We start from the raw sequence: 17,559 nt of genomic DNA, 5'->3' as shown, positions 1-17,559 counted from the left end.
TTCGCGCCTAGGGAACCGCGGGCTGCGGCAGGCTGGTACCCGTTTCCACGAACCGCTGGTGGAAGGACAGGGACTCGTCCAGCAGATGCGGGGTGTGCTTGCCGAGGCTGTCCCGGCTGGCGCGCTCGAAGTAGTCCTGCAGCAGCGGCTGGAAGTCCGGGTGCGCGCACTTCTCGATGATGACGCGGGCGCGCTGCTTGGGGGAAAGGCCGCGCAGATCCGCCAGGCCCCGCTCGGTGATGATGAGCATGGTGTCGTGTTCGGTGTGATCCACATGGGCCGCCATGGGCACGATCCCGGAAATCTTCCCGCCCTTGGCCGTGCTCGGGGACATAAAGGCGGAGAGGAAGCCGTTGCGGGCAAAGTCCCCGGAGCCGCCGATGCCGTTCATCATGGCCGTACCGGCAACGTGGGTGGAGTTCACGTTGCCGTAGATATCGGCTTCGATCATGCCGTTCATGGCAATGCAGCCCAGCCGGCGGATCAGCTCGGGGTGGTTGGAGATCTCCTGGGTCCGCAGGATGATGCGCTTGCGGTAGAAGTCGATGTTGGAGTTGAATTCCTCGATGCCGGCCGGGCTGAGCGAGAACGACGTCGCGGAGGCCACCCGGATCACCCCGTCCCGGATCAGGTGCAGCATGCCGTCCTGGATCACCTCGGTGTAGGCCGTGAGCCCGGTGTACCCGGCGGTGGAGAGCCCGGCGAGCACGGCGTTGGCGATGTTGCCCACCCCGGACTGCAGCGGCAGGAGCTTGTTGGTCAGGCGGCCGGCCTTGATTTCGGACTCGAAGAAGTCCAGCAGGTGCCCGGCGATCTGCTGCGAGGTTTCGTCCGGGGCTGCAAACGGAGTCATGCGGTCCGGTGCGTCGGTTTCGACGACGGCAATGACCTTCTCCGGGTCCAGGCGCAGGTAGGGCTCCCCGATGCGGTCATCCGGATTCACCAGCATGATGGGCTTGCGGTGCGGGGGCAGTGCGGTCCCGTAGTAGACGTCATGCATGCCGTCCATGGCCTCCGGCTGCTGGCGGTTCACCTCGATGATGACCTTGTCTGCCTGCTCAATCCATGTTTTGTTGTTGCCCACGGAGGAGGACGGGATGAGGCTGCCGTCCTCGTTGATGCCGACTACCTCGATCACGGCCAGGTCCACATGCCCGTAGAAACCGAACCAGGTGTACTGGGCCACGTGCCCGAGGTGGATGTCGATGTACTCGAGTTCGCCGTCGTTGATCCGCTTCCGAAGCGTGGGATCGGACTGGTAGGGCAGGCGCAGTTCCATGCCGTCTGCCTTGGCCAGCACTCCGTCGAGTTCCGGGGCCGTCGAGGCGCCGGTGAGGACCTTGATCTGGAAGTCTTCGCCCTTTGCGTGCGCGGCTTCCATCTGGACTGCGAGCGCCTGCGGAACGGCCTTGGGATAGCCTGCGCCGGTAAAACCGCTCATCGCCACGGTCATTCCCGGGCGAATCATGGCCGCTGCCTGTTCGGCGGTCATAACGAGTTTCTGGAGTCCGGGATGGGAAATGCGACGGTGCATGGAGAGGCCTTTCAGAGAACGAGATCGAATTCACCCTATCGCCCTGTGAGCCGTGCCTCATAGTCGGGTGTCGGGGCACACGCAGCCGATCGTGCCTAAGATGGTGGCCACAAGCGCCGCCGGCCATGCCCGGCGGATGGCACCCGGGAGGAAACCTGTCATGCCGAAACCCATCATTCCTGCCCCGACGCCGCTGGCGAACCTGCGGGACCTGGGCGGAATTCCAGTGGACGGGGGGAAGATCCGCGCGGGCCTGGTGCTCAGGGCCGACGACGTCGCGACCACCACCGCGGAGCAGGTAGCCGAACTCGTGGAGGCGGGCCTGCGCACCATCATTGATCTGCGCTCGGCCGACGAAGCGGAACGCACCGGACGCGGTCCGTCCGCAGACCACCCGGTGCAGTATCTGGCCCTGCCCCTGACCGATTCCATGGACGCCCCGCCTGAACTGGCGGGGCAACTCCTGAAGTCGGTCCGTTCCCCGGCGCAGGTGGGCCAGTGGTACGCGAAGACTTTCGTCTCCCGGAAAGAGGCCCTGGTGCGGGGGCTGCAGGCTGTGGCCGACTCCCCCGGTGCTGTCCTGTTCCACTGTGCCGCCGGCAAGGACCGAACGGGCCTGTTCGCCGCAGCGCTGCTGACCGTGCTGGGTGCGGAGCCGGAGGCCGTCGTCGAGGACTACGCCCGGACCCAGGCCCGGCTCCCGGAGGTCTACCGACGGCTGGGACTTGCTGAGCTCAGCGGCGGTTATGACATCCCTGCAGATCATCCCGTGCTGGCCGCCCACCCGGCTGCGATGCGGTCCATGCTGGCAACCCTTGACGGCAGGGCGGGCGGCGCTGCCGCGGTGCTTCGTTCCGGCGGCCTCACGTCGGATCTGATCGGCCGCCTGCGCAGCAAGCTGGTGCAGCCGGTACCCGCCCAGGTGTAGCCATGCCGGCCCGCCCGCACCGCATTGCCACCACCGCTGCCACCGGCAGGGGCGGCGCGGAAAAGCGTCCTGCCGCTCTGCTGCTGCTGGCAACCATTCTGGCGGTGCTTTGGGCCAATGCACCGTTTGCCGCCTCCTACGAGGAGTTCTGGGAATCCACCGTCGAGGTGCGTGCCGGCAGCATGGATCTGGAGCTGACCACGCGGGAGCTGGTCAACGATGCACTCATGGCCGTGTTCTTTTTCGTTGTGGGACTTGAGGTGCGGCGGGAGTTTGCCCTCGGGGAGTTGACCAACCGGTCCCGGGCGGTGATTCCGGTGGTCGCCGCGGCCGCGGGGATTGCCGTGCCCGCCGGAGTCTTCCTGCTGTTCACGTCCGGCACGGAGAATGCAGGTGCGTGGGGCGTAGTCATCTCCACCGACACCGCGTTCCTGCTGGGCGCGCTGGCCGTCGCAGGACCTCGGGTTCCCGGCAGGCTGCGGATCTTCCTGCTGACCCTCGCAGTGGTCGACGACGTTGCCGCGCTCAGCATCATTGCCCTGGTCTACACCGACCATCTGGAACCCGTGCCGTTGCTGCTGGCCTTCGTCGGGCTGGCTGCCGTCGCACTGACCCGGTACCTGCCGTACGGTCGCGGCGCCGTGTACGCGGTGCTGGCGGTGCTGGTCTGGCTGGCCTTTTACGCCTCGGGCGTGCATCCGACCCTGGCCGGCGTCGGCATTGCCCTGCTGGTCCCCGTGTTTCCGCCCGCCCGGAGGGACGTGGAGCATGCGTTGGAGCAGACCCGTGTCTTCCGTCAGTCCCCCAATTCCCGGTACGCCCGGGCAGCGGTGCACAGCGTGCGGGAGTCCCTCTCCATCAACGAACGCCTGCACAGTGCCTACACCCCGTACGTGGATTACCTGATCCTGCCCGTATTCGCCCTTGCCAACGCCGGAGTGCGGTTGGACGGGCCAACATTGGAACTAGCCCTGCGTTCTCCGCTCGCCTGGGGCATTGTCTGCGGCCTGGTACTGGGAAAGTTCATCGGCATCTTCGGTGCTGCGGCAGTGCTGCAACGGCTGCGGATCGGCGAGTTCGGCCCCGGCCTGACCCTGGGCCGCATCGCCGGCGGCGCCGCCCTGTCCGGCATCGGATTCACCATCTCCCTGTTCATCATCGGCCTCGCCATCGAAGACCCCGCGGTGCAGAACGAAGCGCGGGTGGCGGTCCTGGCCGGATCACTTCTGGCGTTCGCGGCGGGAACCATCATTTTCCGGGCAGTGGAGGGACGGCGCCCTGCCGTTCCCCCGGGTGAGGTGCTGGCCCGGCCGGTGGATCCGGCACGGGACCATGTGGTGGGCCCCGCAGATGCTCCGTTGACCCTTGTGGAATATGGGGACTATGAGTGCCCGTTCTGCAGCCGGGCCACGGGGACCATCATGGAAGTGCGCGGGCATTTCGGTGCCGAGCTGCGCTATGTCTGGCGCCATCTGCCGCTGTCCCGGGTCCATCCCAATGCCGTTGCGGCCGCCGAGGCGGCAGAGGCCGCGGACCGGCAGGGGCGCTTCCGGGAATACAGCGCGCACCTTTTCGAGCACCAGGACAATCTGCTCCCCGAAGATCTGCTGGGTGCAGCGGAGAGCCTGGGGCTGGACATGGACCGGTTCGAAGCGGACCTGCGTTCGGCAGAGGTCAGCAACCGTGTGCTGGATGATGCCCTGGACGCCGAGTCAATGGACCTGCACGGAACTCCCACTTTCTTCATCGGGCGCCGCAGGCACCACGGCCCCTACGATGCCGCCACCCTGATCCGCGCCCTGGAAGCATCACGTTCCGCCGTACCGTAGGGCCTGCCGGTACGCTCGGTCGATGAGTACAAACACATTGGTCACCGGCGCAGGCCGGGGCATCGGAGCAGCAATCGCAGCCGCCCTCGCGGACGCCGGCCACACCGTGGCGGTGCACGCCGGGCACGACGCCGACGCCGCCCGCCGGGTTGCCGATACGCTGCCCGGAACGGGCCACGCCGTCGTCGTCGGGGACCTGTCCTCCCCCGCGGAGTGCAAGCGGATCTTCGCCGAGGCCGTGGATCAGCTCGGCGGCCTGGATGTCCTGGTGAACAACGCGGGCATCTTCCGGGCCCAGCCGGTGTTGTCCGGGTCTTTTGCCGATTGGCACGAGGCATGGCGGCAGACCATTGACATCAACCTGTTGGCACCGGCGAACCTCTGCCGGCTGATGGCCGAGCACCTGGTCCAACGGCCCGCGGGTCCGGCGGGCGGGCGGCTGGTGAATGTGGGATCGCGCGGCGCCTACCGCGGTGAGCCGGAGAACGCCGCCTACGGCGCCAGCAAGGCCGGGCTGCACTCCCTCACCCAGTCCCTTGCCGTGGCGCTGGCGCCGCATGGGATCTTCTCCGCCGCCGTCGCACCGGGATTCGTGGACACCCGGATGGGCCGCCCCGCGTTGGAGGGGGCCAGCGGTGCAGCCATCCGGGCGCAGAGTCCGTTCAACCGGGTCGCGGAGCCGGAGGAAGTGGCTGCGACCGTAGCCTGGCTCGCCACGGCGGCTCCGGTGTGGGTCAGCGGCACGGTGATCGACGTCAACGGCGCCTCGCACCTGCGCTGACTTCCGCGGGGCCCGGCCCTTAGGCCTGCTGCGGCTGTCCGTTGCTCGCCGTGGTGCCGCCGTCGACGGGCAGGATCGCACCGGTAATGAACCGGGCGGCGTCGGAGGCCAGGAACAGGATTGCGTCCGCTACCTCGTCCGGCTGGCCCGGGCGGCCCAGGGCAATCCGCTCGGCGAACTTCGCCTTCTGCTCTTCGTCGTCCTTCTTGTCCTCGACCAGGTCGGTCCAGATCAGCCCGGGAGCCACGGCGTTCACGCGGACCCCGTCCTTGCCGTGGTCCAGGGCCACCGCGCGGGTGAAGTTGTTTACCCCGCCCTTGGCCGCGTTGTAGGCGCTCATGTTCCAGTCAGCTGCCATGCCGGACACGGAGGAGGTATTGACGATGCAGCCCTTGGATTCGATCAGGTGCGGTATCGCGGCCTTGGTGCCGTAGAAGACGCCCGAAAGGTCGGTCTCGATGACGCGGTGCCATTCCTCGACGTCGGTCTCTTCGACCGGCCCGTTGGCCAGCGTGCCGGCGTTGTTCACCAGGACGTCCAGGTGCCCGTGCTGCTGCACGGTGTCCTCGACCAGTTTGCGGATATCGTCCCAGTTGGCGGAATCGGCGACGACGGCCGTGGCCGTGCCCTCAGGCAGGTCGGCGACGGTGGCTGCAATTTTCTCTGCCACCGTGTCGGTCAGGACAACGGTGGCTCCTTCGGCAACGAAGCCCCGCGCCGCGGCCTCGCCGATGCCGGATCCGGCGCCGGTAACAATGACGACTTTGCCCTCAAAACGGTTATTCATGTGCAAGCCTTCCTCATGTCTAAGCAGGGTGCCAGCGGTAGTGCCAGTCCTTACGAACCTATCACCGGGCGTTTCGGCACCGCGGCCAGTTCATCGTCCACGAACCGCGGGGCGGCTGCACGGATGCCGGCTCCGACCATCACGGCGGCGGAGGCAATCAGGAGTGCCAGCGGCAGGGTCCAGCTGCCGGAGACATCGTGCAGGGCGCCGATGGCGAACGGCCCCATGGCGGCCAGCAAGTAGCCGACGGGCTGGATGAAGCCCGAGAGCTGCGCGGTGACCCGCGGTTCCCGGGAGCGGGCGGTGATCAGTGCCAGCGCGGTGGGGAACGCGAACCCGCCAACGCCCAGGAACAGCGCCCAGAGCCAGGGCAGCGTGTCCGCTGCCAGCAGCAGCCCGCTGTAGCCGGCCACCATGCAGACACCCAGGCCGACAATGTAGGTCCGCAGGCGCGGCGAGCGTGCCACCAGCACCGGCATGATCAGGCCGCCCGGGATACCAAGCCCGGCAATGATCGCGGCCATCAGTCCGGCGTGCGCCTGTTCCAGTCCGGCGTCGCGGTAGATCTGCGCAGCCCAGCCGAACTGGACGTAGGCGTGCATGGACTGAACGCCAAAGAAGATGCTCAGGGCGACGGCGGTGCGTGACGAACGCATCCGGGCGCCCTTCGTCCGGCGCGGCTCGCCTGCCGCCAGCGGGTCACGGCCTGCCCGCAGCGCCACGAGAATCCACGGGATAAACGCCGCCACGGCCGCTGCGCCCCATACCCCCAGGCTCAGCCGCCAGCCGGCCGGATCACTGCCGGCCAGCACGCCGCCCAGCAGCAGCGGCAGGCTGGCGCCCAGGGCCAGCGTGGTGCCGTACACGGAGTTCAGCAGGGCCAGGCGCGACCCGCCGTGGCGCTTGATGAAGGCGGGGACGAGGATGTTGCCCACCGCCATGCCGGCGAAGGCGAGCACGGTAAGCATCAGGAAGAGCACGGCGGAGCCTGCCAGCGCCCGTGCCAGCAGGCCTGCTGCCACCACCCCCAGCGCCAGGACAATGGCGCCGTTGATGCCGGTTTTGCGCGAAAGTGCGACGGCGAGCGCCCCCACCATGGCAAAGGTCAGTCCCGGCAGCGCGGTCAGCACTCCGGCGGCGGTGGCGTCCAGGTCCAGTGCGGCCTGCAGCTCGGCGAGGACCGGTCCGATGGAGGACGCGCCGGGCCGCAGATTGACGGCGACCAGAACCACGGCGATGCCGACCAGCCAGATCGGCAGGGTGCGGCCGCCTGCGGTGGTGTTTGCCGGTGTCCCCTTGGTCTCGCTCACCCGAGTCTTTCTATCATGGCGCCGGCACCCGGGGCCTATGTGTCAGACGGGCAGCCCGGCAGCCGGGCTGAAGCTGGCCGACTCCACGAACGCCGTCGCGGTATCCGGGGCAATCTCCGTCATTCCGGCGTCGACGATCAGCGGTCCGGCTCCCGGGCGGGCGGCGGACTCGGCGAAAAGCTTCCCGGCCGTGAAGCGGACTCCCGCAGGTTCCCCGGCGTCCTGCCACGCCTGCCGGGCGGTCGGGTCCAGCTGCAGGTACCAGGACAGCAGCGCGTGCGCTGCCTGGGCGGAGGCCTTGCCGGTCGACATGTCCAGGTCTGCGTTCAGGACGATCACCGGGGCGTTTCCCGGCCAGGGCACCGGGGCGTCATCCGGCAGCTGGGTGCCGGAAACCTGCAGCTTCGCGAGGTTCTTGGGCATCTGGTCGTAGGTGACCGGTTCGAAGGCGATGGCCTGCGCCCGGCCCACCGTCACCGCCCCCGACGGCGCTTCAGCAGCCAGCCGCCCGAAGGTACTGGGATTGGCCCGGCGGACGGTCTTCGTAAACCGGCCGTACAACCAGTTCTCCCACGCTTCGCTGCCCTCGGTGGATGTGTAGGCCCGGACGCTGGCGACGGCGGCCGCGGCCACGGCGTCGCGGTGGGCGGCGGGATCAGTCTTGTCCACGAGCAGGACGATGGGCTGGACTTTGTCGAACGGCTGCATGCTTCCAGTTTTCCATGTTCCGCCGGGAGACTCCGTGCGGTGTGCCCCGCTCCGGAGACCGGCCCGCCGTCGAACCCTTGGATCTCGTCGCTACTCTGCCCCTGCTCCCGCCGCCGCGGTAGCGTGCGCGGCATGAGCGATCGCGAAACCCGGAAACAACCCCAGAAACACAGTTCCCTTCCCCCGCGGCCGGCACCCGGATTTTCCCCGAGGCTTGGTTCTTCGAGCAATCCTGAGCCTTCCCGCGGCCCTGATTCTTCCCGCAGCCCGGGGAAAGCCGATGCGGTGGGGCCGGAGGCGCAGTGGCAGTCGATGGAACGGGAGGACGGCCTGTACACCGTGGCCCAGATAGCCCAGCAGCTGGGCTTCGGCGGCGGCCCCAATTCGATGGCCCGCCAGCTCACCGGGAAGGGGAGGATCCTGGTGGTCAAGCGGGGAGAGCAGTTCCTGTATCCCGGTTTCCAGTTCGACTGGAATGCTGAGCGGGTGCTTCCCACGGTTAAGGATGTGGTCCGGATGGGCCGCCAAGCCGGCTGGCCGGATGAGCGGATTGCCCTGTGGTTCTACACATCCCACCGGCGCCTGTCCGATAAACGCCCGGTGGATGTGAGGGCCAATGAGGAAGAGCTGATCACTCTCGCAGGGGAAGAGTTCGGGCAGTAACTGATCGCCGGCATGGGTCATTCGCCGGCTAGAGGCGGATGGCCGCAGCCATCTCATTGACGAAGTCCTCGGTCTCGGCCGCGTTCCGGAACCCGTAGGAGACCTCCCGCACCGCCTCCTGCCGGGAACCGGGCACGGCGTGGTATTTGACGGCGGCAAAGTTGCCCGGTTCGCTGACCGGTTCCACCAGCGGACGGCCATTCAGCCGGGCGAACTGGCGCAGGGTCGGGTCGATGCGCCACTGATCCGTCTCCACCCAGAAGTGATCGCCCATGCCCGAGCTTCCGCTGGCCACGCGCACGCCCTCCAGCCCGGCGGAGGCCATCAGCCAGGCAAGCGTGAAGGAAGCGGGGGCACCCAGCCCGGAGCCGTAGGGAATATGGGCCTCGGCTACGGCTGCTGCCTGTTCTGCGAGGGCGGTGGCTTCCTTGAGGCTGAGTGTCTGCATACTTCTATGTTCTCAGCCGCTGGGCACAAACCTTGCCGCCGCCCCCGCACCCTGCCAGGACACACCGCCGGGGCACACCGTGCGGGCACCGCTTCAGGCGGCCGCCCCGGTGCCCGGACGGCGCATCCGATCAGTTGCGCGCCGGACCGGCGGATCGTTTTCGGCGTTCTGCAGCAGCCGGTCGAAGTCCATCAGCCCCACGTCGCCGCACTTGAAGGACAGCCTGGCCTCCGGCCTGCTGCCCGCCGCAGTAGGCTTCCGCCGCCCGGTCAGCGCCAGGCGCAGCTGCCCGCCGCCGTCGTCGTTGACCTGCAGCTGCCGCTTCGCCACCAGTTCACGGACGCCTTTGGCGTCCACCGCGGGTGCGTTGTAGAAGTACTCGCGGACCACTCGGGTAAGGGCTTCTGCGTCCGCACGGTCCTGCCGCGGCCACCGGATGAGTTTGTCCGTGACTGCCTGGACGGGCTGAACGATAAAGCCGAAGGCGATAAGCAGTGCAATCAGGTCACCGCCGCCCATCACGAGGAACAGCATCGCGGCCACGCTCAGGCCCACGATGGTTCGCACTGAGTGGGGGTGCCGTGGACTGAGCGGAACGGTGACCAGTATCGGTTGGATCTGCGCGGCCATCAGGACCACCCTCCCTTCAGCCCGGCCAATGCCTCTGCTTCGCGGGCCAGCCTGGCCGCCTCGTGGAGCTCGTGGTCGGAGCGGCTTCGGTTATAAATCATCGGGTCCTGCTCGACGGCCGCTTCGAGGGAGCGCAGCCGGTTTCGATGGTTCTCCGCCGTTTGCGCCAGCTTCAGCTGCGACTTCGAACTTGTCAGTTTTTGCATCAATTCCTCCACACGGGATTCCTTCGCACGGACAACCTCAAAATGGTGGCGCGCCGTGGCTTCAACGCGTACCGCAAGGTCATGCATGCGGCGCGCGGTCGCGGCGAGGCTGACGGCTTGGCCTGCGGTCAGCCGTTCCTCGGCAACAACGGCTTCCAACGCTTTCAACCGGGTTTCGTAGGACCGCGTGACCGCACCGTAGTGCCGCGCCACTTCCCATGCCGCGCGGACCTGGTTCCGCAGCACGTCCTGGCGTGCCGCGGTGACGGCAATCGCCGCATCGAGCCGGGCACAGGTCTCGGAGTAGCTGTCCGGGGGCTCGGGAACCCCGAACTGTACCTGCACTATCCTTTGGACCCGCCTCAGGTTTTCGCCCACAGCTGCCTCTCTACAGTCTGACCGGGAAAGAGTGCCGCATCGGATTCAAAGCAGAAACGGGTCCTGACGGCGGCAACGGTCATCCGGTCCATTAACCCTGCCTGCGCCCGGGCCGCCCGGTCAATGGATGGAGCCGGTTTGCCACCGTGTGGAAGACTGCGGGCATGGAAATCCGTCCCGCCGCGTTGCTCGGCGGCTCCTACCGGGTGCGCAGGGCAGAGCGCGACGACGTCGGCCCGATCGTTCGGCTGCTGCTGGCCGACACGCCGTCGTCCCCGTCCGATCCGCCGGGCGTCCATCCCCTGGAGCCGTATCTGCGCGCTTATGAGGCCATTGCCGCGGATCCGGCCAACTTCCTGGCCGCGGTCGAGGACCCGGCAGGGAAGATTGCCGGGACACTGCAGTTGACCCTGATCCCCTGCCTGGCCGTCGGCGGGGCAACCCGGTTACAGGTTGAAGCCGTCCATGTGCGGGCCGGTCTCCGGTCCAACGGGCTGGGTGCGGCCATGATGGACTGGGCGGTTGCCGAAGGCCGGCGTAACGGTGCCACGTTGGTCCAGCTCACCTCCAATGCCCGGCGGGAGTCCGCACACCGCTTTTACCGGCGGCTGGGCTTTGAAGCCTCGCACCTCGGGTTCAAGCGTGCCTTGCCGCCTTTGCCGTAGCGCGCGTTGACTACCGGCTCCTTGCGCTGGCACTGTCGTGCCCAAGAGCGGGAGGGCACACCATGCCGGAATCACCTGCAATCGCGGATCAGTTCGCCGTTGTTCCGGGTGGTGGTGCGGATCGATTTCCTATCCGCACCACCCTCCAGCGGCTAATCGATGTAGCGCAGTCCTGCCGCTTCCAGCGGTCCCCGCATCGAATACATGTCCAGTCCGAGTTCTCCCGCGGCGAGGCGTTCGCGTTTGGCCGCCTCGTTGTCCTCCCGCTTCCGGGAGGCCTCGGCCACTTCTGCGGCACGGTCGGCAGGAACGACGACGACGCCGTCCACATCTGCAACCACCACGTCGCCGGGGTTCACCAAGGCGTTGGCGCACACGATCGGAACGTTTACCGAACCCAGGGTCGCCTTGACCGTGCCCTTGGAGTTGATGGCACGCGAGAACACGGGAAAGTCCATTTCCTGCAGGGCCGCAGCGTCGCGGCAGCCGCCGTCGATGACCAAACCAACACCGCCGCGTGCACGCACCGAAGTTGCCAGCAGCTCGCCGAAGAAGCCGTCTTCGCTCTCCGTGGTGCAGGCTGCCACCAGCACGTCGCCGGGCTGGAGTTGTTCAACGGCCACGTGCAGCATCCAATTGTCCCCAGGCTGCAGCAGCACGGTGACCGCCGGGCCGCAGAGTTTGGCGCCGGGGTAGACGGGGCGCATGTAGGGCCGCATCAGCCCCAACCGGCCCATGGCCTCGTGCACGGTACTGGTCCCGTACGGGGCCAGGGCCTCGACGTCGGGCTGCGGGGCACGGGTGATGCTGCGGTGGACCACTCCGAGTTCATGCATGGGTGCTGCTCCTTTGGGGTTCACGGCCCTGCCGGGTCAACAGCGCATCCAGGCGCGGATAGACGGCACGGGCATTGTTCTCGCGGATATCGGCAAGCTCCTCGCCTGTCAGGCCGGCTGCAGCCAGGTACCGCCCGGTGTCATCGAAGTTGAACCCGGTGTCCGGGTCGACGTCGCGCACCGCTCCGATCATCTCGGAAGCGAAGAGGATGTTCCGGGTGGGCATCACCTCCAACAGCAGGTCGATACCGGGCTGGTGGTAGACGCAGGTGTCGAAGAAGACGTTGTTGAGCAGGTGTTCCTCCAGCGGCGGCTTCTTCAGTGCCATGGCCAGCCCGCGGAAGCGCCCCCAGTGGTAGGGCGCGGCGCCGCCGCCGTGCGGAATAACGAACTTCAGCTCCGGGAAGTCCCTGAACAGGTCCCCCTGGATCAGCTGCATCACCGCGGTGGTGTCCGCGTTGAGGTAGTGGGCGCCCGTGGTGTGGAAGGCAGGATTCACGCTGGTGCTTACGTGGATCATCGCCGGCAGTCCGTACTCGATCATCTTTTCGTAGATCGGGTACCAGGAGCGGTCCGTCAGCGGAGGGGCGGTCCAGTAGCCGCCGGAAGGGTCCGGGTTGAGGTTCAGCGCCACGGCACCGTATTCGTTGACGCAGCGTTCCAGTTCCGGGATGCAGGACGCCGGGTCCACTCCGGGTGACTGCGGCAGCATGGCGGCCGGAGCAAACCGGTCCGGGAAGAGTTGGCTGACCCGGAAGCACAGCTCGTTGCAGATGGCCGCCCACGCGGCGGAAGTGGCGAAGTCCCCTACGTGGTGTGCCATGAAGGAGGCCCGCGGCGAGAAGATGGTCAGGTCGATACCCCGCTCATCCATCAGGCGCAGCTGGTTCGCGGAGATGCTTTCCCGCAGTTCATCGTCGCTGATGACCAGGTCCGCCGGGTCCGGAGCAGCCGTTCCGGGATCGGCGAGCGCCGCAATCTGCCGGTCCCGCCAGCCGCCCAGGGCCGGCGGGGCGGTGGTGTAATGGCCGTGGCAATCGATGATCATCGGGTGTTCTCCTCTGTTGCTGCCGCCTCCTGGAGACGGTGCGGGACAAAAACTTCGCCGGCCATGATCAGCCGGGCGGTGCGCAGCAGCGCGGATTTGGTGACGTGCTGGGGGTCCTGCGGGTCAAGCCCGAGTGCCACGGTGAATTCGCCGGAGGGATGCTCCACCGAAACCGTCAGGTCTGCTCCGGGGCCGGCATCAGCAACGGTGCTGACTTCCCGTGCCACGGTGCCGTCAATGACGCACGCGGTGGCAGCGGTGACGGCGGCCAGCACGCCAATGGATTCGTGGCAGACATGCGGGATGAAGCTGCGGGTGGTGATGGTGCCGCCGTATGCCGGCGGGGCTACCAGCGTCATCTTCGGGTAGTTCTTGGCGGTGACGTCTCCCAGCCCCATCAGCTGCCCGCACTGGAGCCGCAGTGCTTCAAGCCTCTGCTTCAGCTCTTCGTCACGGTTCAACTCGGCGGCGGATTCGTAGCCGGTGCGGCCCAGGTCCGTGGCCCGGACCATCACCAGCGGTTGGCCGTTGTCGATGCAGGTGACGCGGACCGGACCTACGCCGTCGAGAACCACCGTGTCGCTGGCGTTGCCGGTGGGAAGCAGGGAGGCACAGACGGAACCGGCCGTGTCCAGGAAGTTGATGGTGACTGCCGCCGCCGTGCCGGGAACGCCGTCGATCCGCGTATCCCCGCCGTACTCGACAAACCGGCCCTGGTCCCCTGCCGGCGTCGCGATGCTGATTTCGGCCACCATGCCCGTGTTCAGCGTCAGGACCCGGGCGGTGGTGGTATCCCCGCCGGGCAGAAGGAGGCCGGACTCCACGGCGAACGGAACGACGGCGGCGAGCATGTTTCCGCAGTTGGCCGTGGTATCCACGGTGTCGGAAGTCGGCTGCAGCTGCGCGAACTGGAACTCCAGGTCCACCCCGTCCCGGCTGCTGACGTCCACGATCCCCACCTTGCTGGTGAGCGGATTACCGCCTCCCAGCCCGTCAATCTGCAGCGGGTGGGGAGATCCGAGGGCGGCAAGCAGCACCTCGTCCCGGCGTTCGCCGTGCAGGTCAGCCGGCAGGTCGGTGCGGCGGAAGAAGGGTCCGCGGGAGGTTCCTCCCCGCATGAACCAGCAGGGGATGCCGAGCTGGCTGCCGCGGACGGAACCCGGCACCGAGGACTTTTCTGTGGTCTGCACCACAAGAATGTACCTCGTCAACCAGATTGTTGACAATAACGGTGACAAAGACAAATAGCGGAGCAGCAGCCGCTAACCGTGCCGCGCGTTCGATTGGCGGCGGCTAGGCATACTACGCGGCATAGTGCGGGGGCGCTGAGCCTGTCCGGCGGATGGCGTCGGCAATGCTCGCCATGTGGGTCTCCATCATGCGGGCAGCCTGCTCGCCCTGCCCGGCGCAGATGGCTTCAATGATTTCCACGTGTTCCGGCAGCGAAACGTTGGCACGCCCAGGCTGGACCGCAAGCCGGAACTGGTGGCGCACATTCTGTGCCCGCAGCCTTTCGATGGTGGCACCGGCGGTTCCCTGGCCGCTGATTTCCACGATCCGCCGATGGAGCCTGGAATTGATCTCCGAGTAGCGCATCAGTTCGCCGGCCTTTACGGCGGACGCCATGTCGTCGGCCATCTGCCGGAGTTCGGAGACCTGCCCGGCATCAATCCGCTCCGCTGCCTTGCGGGCACACAGCGCCTCCAGCACGCCCCGGACCTCAATGATCTCTACGGCTTCTTCCACGGGCACCGACCGCACGCGGGCTCCGCGGTTCTGCACCCGCTCCACCACGCCCTCGACGGCGAGCTCGGCAAGGGCGGAGCGGACCGCACTGCGGCTCGCCTTGAACTGCGTGCACAGGTCCGCCTCCACGAGCCGTTGGGACGGCACCAGCTCGCCGTCAAGAATTGCCGTGCGGATTGCGTCCGCCACCTGCGCAGCGTTACTCGTGGTCGCTGCTGCATCTGCTGTCATTTGAAGCTCCTCGGCGAAACGGCACCCGCCCGCCCTCATTTTTGGTGTCACGCCAAGTTATCACTGCATCACAGTCCCCCAGCCCCCGGCGGGCGGCCGTAGCTTGGAATTGTTGACAATCATGGCAATAATCGGCGGACAGCTACGAGAGGACACAACCATGACTGCGGTGACCGTACTGGGCCTGGGCGAAGCCGGACGCCTGTACGCACTGGGCCTGGCCGAGGCCGGGGCGGACGTACGCGGCTACGACCCGTACACCGACGCACGCGACGCCGGCATCCGCCAGTTCGACTCGCTTGCCGAATCCGTTGACGGAACGGATCTGGCCATCAGCCTGGTCGGCGCCGCCGCCGCGCGCAGCGTCGCGGAGCAGATACTTCCGCTGCTTCCCTCGAACGCCGTGTTCGCGGATTTCAACACCGCCGGTCCGGAGGACAAAGCCGCACTTGCCGAACTCTCCGCAGGCTACGGAGTGGCCCTGGTGGACGTGGCCGTCATGGCGCCCGTCCCCCGGGCCGGCAGCCGAACCCCGCTCCTTGTCAGCGGCACCGCGGCGGACAGGTTTGCCGCCCTGATGGAAGGCTTCGGCACCCCGGTGGAAACGATCCCCGGTGCCCCCGGCGCCGCGGCGGGCCGCAAACTGCTGCGCAGTGTCTTCATGAAGGGACTGGCTGGTCTGGTACTGGAATGCCGGGCAGCCGGAAAAGCAGCCGGCGCGGAGGAGTGGCTCCTGGCGGAAATCGCCGGGGAGCTGGGCCCGGACGGGCCGGACCTGGTGGCCCGGCTCCTTCAGGGCTCGGAAACGCACGCCGTGCGGCGTGCGCACGAGGTCGCAGACTCCTTGGCGTACCTCCGCGGACTGGGCACACCTGCCTGGATGACGGAAGGCACATTCAGCTGGTTGTCCGCACTGGCAGCAGACGGCACCGGCCCCGCCTGACCTGCATTGTCTGCGAAATTGTTGACAATACCCGGGGCCGCTGATTGACTCTCAGCACTGCTTCGGGACCGGCAGGCCGGCAACGAAGCCCGTGCCGTTTCAGCAGACCGCAAAGGAAACCGCAATGCCTGATGCTTTTCGCGACGTAGCCCATCTGGGCTTCGTGGAACTCTATACCCCGGATTTCGACAAGAGCCTGTGGTTCTTCACCGAACTGCTGGCAATGCGCGAAGTCGCCCGAGAGGGCGATTCCGCCTACCTGCACGCGTGGGACGACTACGAACACCACACCATCAAACTCACCGCCCACGAGACTTCCGGCGTCGGACGCCTGGGCCTGCGCGCCGCCAGCGAAGAGGCGCTGCAACGGCGCGTTGCGGCCATCGAGGCGGCAGGACGCGGAGTCGGCTGGCACGACGGCGGCCCGGGCATGGGCAAGACCTACGCCTTCACGGATCCGGACGGCCATCCGATGGACATCTACTTTGACAGCGAATGGCATGTGCCCACCGAAGAGTCCCGGCCGGCCTTGAAGAACCAGGCGGACCGTTTCCCGGGCCGCGGCGTGAACGCCCGCCGGCTGGACCACGTCAATTTCCTCGGCGCAGACGTTGCCGAGAACGGCCGGTTCGTGGAAGAGGTGCTGGGCGGCAAGCCCACCGAACAGATCCGGCTGGACAACGGCAGGCTTTCCGGCCAGTGGTTCACCTTCTCCAACAAGTCCTATGACCTGGTGTACAGCGGTGACTGGACCGGCAGCAGCGGCCGGCTGCACCACGTCGCGTTCGCCACCGACACCCGCGAAGACATCCTCAAGGCTGCGGACATCTTCCTCGAAAACGGCATCCACATCGAAACCGGGCCGCACAAACACGCCATCCAGCAGACCTTTTTCCTGTATGTGTATGAGCCCGGCGGCAACCGGATCGAATTCTGCAACGCCGGTGCCCGCCTGATCCTGGCACCGGACTGGAAAACCATCGAATGGACCGAGGCGGAGCGCGCCAAGGGCCAGGCCTGGGGCATGAAGACCATCGACACCTTCCATACCCACGGCACTCCCCCGGTGGAGCTTCCCGCCGAGTGAGCCCGGCATAACGACGGCGGCCCCTCCTTCGCGGGAGGGGCCGTAAGTCGTTTGTCCTACCGGGCTCAGCGCGCCGCGTCCGGCCGGTGGCCCTTCTTGGCGAGCTGGATCTGCTCGTAGACGTGATGGCGCAGCTCGGTGAAGCGCGGCATCCCCCGGGTCTCCAGCTGGTCACGGTCCTCCGGGAGGTCGATCAGGATGTCCTCCTGCACCACGGTGGGCGAGGAGGACAGGATGATGACGCGTTCACCGAGGTACACGGATTCGTCGATGTCGTGCGTGACGAACAGGATGGTCATGCCCAGGTCCTTCCACAGCCGCCGGGTAAGGTCCTCCAGATCGGCGCGGGTCTGGGCGTCGACGGCGGCAAACGGCTCGTCCATCAGCAGCACCTCCGGCTGGTACGCCACCGCACGGGCGATGGCCACGCGCTGCTGCATCCCTCCCGACAGCTGCCAGGGGTAGGACTTGGGCACGTTCTCCAGCCCCACCGCCTCCAGCGCGTCGGCTACCCGCTGCCGGCGTTCCGCTTTGGGCACGCCGGCGTTCTTCAGGGGCAGCTCCACGTTGTCCGCGACCCGCAGCCAGGGAAACAGGGAGCGGCCGTATTCCTGGAAGACCACCGCCATTTTCTTGGGCGGCGCCGTCACCTTCTTGCCGTCGAGCAGCACTTCGCCCTCGGTGGCTCCGAGCAGTCCCGCGATGCACTTGAGCAGGGTGGTCTTGCCGGAGCCGGAGGGACCGACCAGGCAGGCCAGCTCGCCGTGCCCCAGGTCGAAGGTGAGGTTGCGGACGGCTTCG

Annotated in this window: 18 protein-coding genes and 1 pseudogene; 7 read left to right on the top strand and 12 right to left on the bottom strand. The window is 67.2% G+C overall.

The annotated features are described in order from the left end of the window. Positions 1 to 7: 7 nt before the first annotated feature. Positions 8 to 1,534 carry an acetyl-CoA hydrolase/transferase family protein gene (locus N2L00_RS02515; protein WP_255766648.1) on the bottom strand — a complete coding sequence of 509 codons (1,527 nt, stop codon included), beginning with the start codon at positions 1,532 to 1,534 and terminating at the stop codon, positions 8 to 10. A gap of 160 nt (positions 1,535 to 1,694) precedes the next feature. On the opposite strand from N2L00_RS02515, the gene N2L00_RS02510 reads away from it, so the two are divergent. Genes N2L00_RS02510 through N2L00_RS02500 form a run of 3 tightly spaced genes read left to right on the top strand, consistent with a single transcriptional unit; the run spans position 1,695 to position 5,072 of the window. Beyond that, the gene (locus tag N2L00_RS02510; RefSeq protein ID WP_255766647.1) at positions 1,695 to 2,462 is read left to right on the top strand and encodes a tyrosine-protein phosphatase; all 768 of its coding nucleotides are present in this window, start codon (positions 1,695 to 1,697) and stop codon (positions 2,460 to 2,462) included. A gap of 2 nt (positions 2,463 to 2,464) precedes the next feature. Then, entirely contained in the window at positions 2,465 to 4,291 is a 1,827-nt protein-coding gene (nhaA, locus tag N2L00_RS02505) for a Na+/H+ antiporter NhaA (RefSeq protein ID WP_255863755.1), read from the top strand. Positions 4,292 to 4,313: 22 nt separating this feature from the next. Continuing rightward, on the top strand, positions 4,314 to 5,072 hold the full coding sequence (locus N2L00_RS02500; RefSeq protein WP_255863754.1) for an SDR family NAD(P)-dependent oxidoreductase: 759 nt from the start codon (positions 4,314 to 4,316) through the stop codon (positions 5,070 to 5,072). 19 nt (positions 5,073 to 5,091) lie between these two features. Here the strand turns inward: N2L00_RS02500 and N2L00_RS02495 are convergent, their stop codons facing one another. The 3 genes from N2L00_RS02495 to N2L00_RS02485 are packed head-to-tail and all read right to left on the bottom strand — an operon-like array spanning position 5,092 to position 7,877. Then, the gene (locus N2L00_RS02495) at positions 5,092 to 5,859 is read right to left on the bottom strand and encodes an SDR family NAD(P)-dependent oxidoreductase (protein WP_255863753.1); all 768 of its coding nucleotides are present in this window, start codon (positions 5,857 to 5,859) and stop codon (positions 5,092 to 5,094) included. A gap of 50 nt (positions 5,860 to 5,909) precedes the next feature. Next, positions 5,910 to 7,169 carry an MFS transporter gene (locus N2L00_RS02490; RefSeq protein WP_255863752.1) on the bottom strand — a complete coding sequence of 420 codons (1,260 nt, stop codon included), beginning with the start codon at positions 7,167 to 7,169 and terminating at the stop codon, positions 5,910 to 5,912. A gap of 42 nt (positions 7,170 to 7,211) precedes the next feature. Beyond that, positions 7,212 to 7,877 (bottom strand): peptidyl-tRNA hydrolase, encoded by a 666-nt coding sequence (locus N2L00_RS02485; RefSeq protein ID WP_255863751.1) that lies wholly within the window; start codon positions 7,875 to 7,877, stop codon positions 7,212 to 7,214. A 132-nt stretch (positions 7,878 to 8,009) separates the two neighbouring features. On the opposite strand from N2L00_RS02485, the gene N2L00_RS02480 reads away from it, so the two are divergent. Then, positions 8,010 to 8,540: a hypothetical protein gene (locus tag N2L00_RS02480; protein ID WP_260554468.1), complete on the top strand. Its 531-nt coding sequence runs from the start codon at positions 8,010 to 8,012 to the stop codon at positions 8,538 to 8,540. Positions 8,541 to 8,568: 28 nt separating this feature from the next. Here the strand turns inward: N2L00_RS02480 and N2L00_RS02475 are convergent, their stop codons facing one another. The 3 genes from N2L00_RS02475 to N2L00_RS02465 form a co-directional block, all read right to left on the bottom strand. Continuing rightward, on the bottom strand, positions 8,569 to 8,988 hold the full coding sequence (locus tag N2L00_RS02475; RefSeq protein WP_227922892.1) for a hypothetical protein: 420 nt from the start codon (positions 8,986 to 8,988) through the stop codon (positions 8,569 to 8,571). A gap of 93 nt (positions 8,989 to 9,081) precedes the next feature. After that, the gene (locus N2L00_RS02470) at positions 9,082 to 9,618 is read right to left on the bottom strand and encodes a hypothetical protein (protein ID WP_255766640.1); all 537 of its coding nucleotides are present in this window, start codon (positions 9,616 to 9,618) and stop codon (positions 9,082 to 9,084) included. Further along, positions 9,618 to 10,169, bottom strand: a complete 552-nt coding sequence (locus N2L00_RS02465) for a hypothetical protein (protein ID WP_255863749.1) — start codon at positions 10,167 to 10,169, stop codon at positions 9,618 to 9,620. The genes N2L00_RS02470 and N2L00_RS02465 overlap by 1 nt, the downstream gene beginning before the upstream one ends. Before the next feature lie 197 nt (positions 10,170 to 10,366). Between N2L00_RS02465 and N2L00_RS02460 the strand changes: the two genes are divergently transcribed. Continuing rightward, the gene (locus N2L00_RS02460; protein ID WP_255766638.1) at positions 10,367 to 10,867 is read left to right on the top strand and encodes a GNAT family N-acetyltransferase; all 501 of its coding nucleotides are present in this window, start codon (positions 10,367 to 10,369) and stop codon (positions 10,865 to 10,867) included. A 152-nt stretch (positions 10,868 to 11,019) separates the two neighbouring features. Here the strand turns inward: N2L00_RS02460 and ligK are convergent, their stop codons facing one another. From ligK to N2L00_RS02440, 4 genes are all read right to left on the bottom strand, one after another. Further along, positions 11,020 to 11,703: a 4-carboxy-4-hydroxy-2-oxoadipate aldolase/oxaloacetate decarboxylase gene (ligK, locus tag N2L00_RS02455; protein ID WP_255766637.1), complete on the bottom strand. Its 684-nt coding sequence runs from the start codon at positions 11,701 to 11,703 to the stop codon at positions 11,020 to 11,022. Next, positions 11,696 to 12,751, bottom strand: a complete 1,056-nt coding sequence (locus N2L00_RS02450) for an amidohydrolase family protein (protein WP_255863748.1) — start codon at positions 12,749 to 12,751, stop codon at positions 11,696 to 11,698. The genes ligK and N2L00_RS02450 overlap by 8 nt, the downstream gene beginning before the upstream one ends. Then, on the bottom strand, positions 12,748 to 13,941 hold the full coding sequence (locus N2L00_RS02445; protein WP_255863747.1) for a 4-oxalomesaconate tautomerase: 1,194 nt from the start codon (positions 13,939 to 13,941) through the stop codon (positions 12,748 to 12,750). Before N2L00_RS02445 ends, N2L00_RS02450 begins: the two co-directional genes overlap by 4 nt. 112 nt (positions 13,942 to 14,053) lie before the next feature. Continuing rightward, positions 14,054 to 14,728 carry a GntR family transcriptional regulator gene (locus tag N2L00_RS02440; RefSeq protein ID WP_255863746.1) on the bottom strand — a complete coding sequence of 225 codons (675 nt, stop codon included), beginning with the start codon at positions 14,726 to 14,728 and terminating at the stop codon, positions 14,054 to 14,056. Between the two features lie 160 nt (positions 14,729 to 14,888). Between N2L00_RS02440 and N2L00_RS02435 the strand changes: the two genes are divergently transcribed. Both N2L00_RS02435 and N2L00_RS02430 read left to right on the top strand, forming a co-directional pair. After that, positions 14,889 to 15,671 (top strand): NAD(P)-dependent oxidoreductase, encoded by a 783-nt coding sequence (locus N2L00_RS02435; RefSeq protein WP_255863745.1) that lies wholly within the window; start codon positions 14,889 to 14,891, stop codon positions 15,669 to 15,671. Positions 15,672 to 15,795: 124 nt separating this feature from the next. Continuing rightward, on the top strand, positions 15,796 to 16,758 hold the full coding sequence (locus N2L00_RS02430; RefSeq protein WP_255863744.1) for a catechol 2,3-dioxygenase: 963 nt from the start codon (positions 15,796 to 15,798) through the stop codon (positions 16,756 to 16,758). Between the two features lie 65 nt (positions 16,759 to 16,823). Here N2L00_RS02430 and N2L00_RS02425 read toward each other — a convergent pair. Then, positions 16,824 to 17,507, bottom strand: a pseudogene (locus N2L00_RS02425) (ABC transporter ATP-binding protein); the annotation flags it as partial. Between the last annotated feature and the right edge of the window lie 52 nt (positions 17,508 to 17,559).

This window comes from Arthrobacter sp. zg-Y1171, from assembly GCF_025244845.1.
Lineage (GTDB): Bacteria > Actinomycetota > Actinomycetes > Actinomycetales > Micrococcaceae > Arthrobacter_B.
Note: the sequence above shows the minus strand (reverse complement) of the source record. Positions and strands in the feature narration are given on the sequence as shown.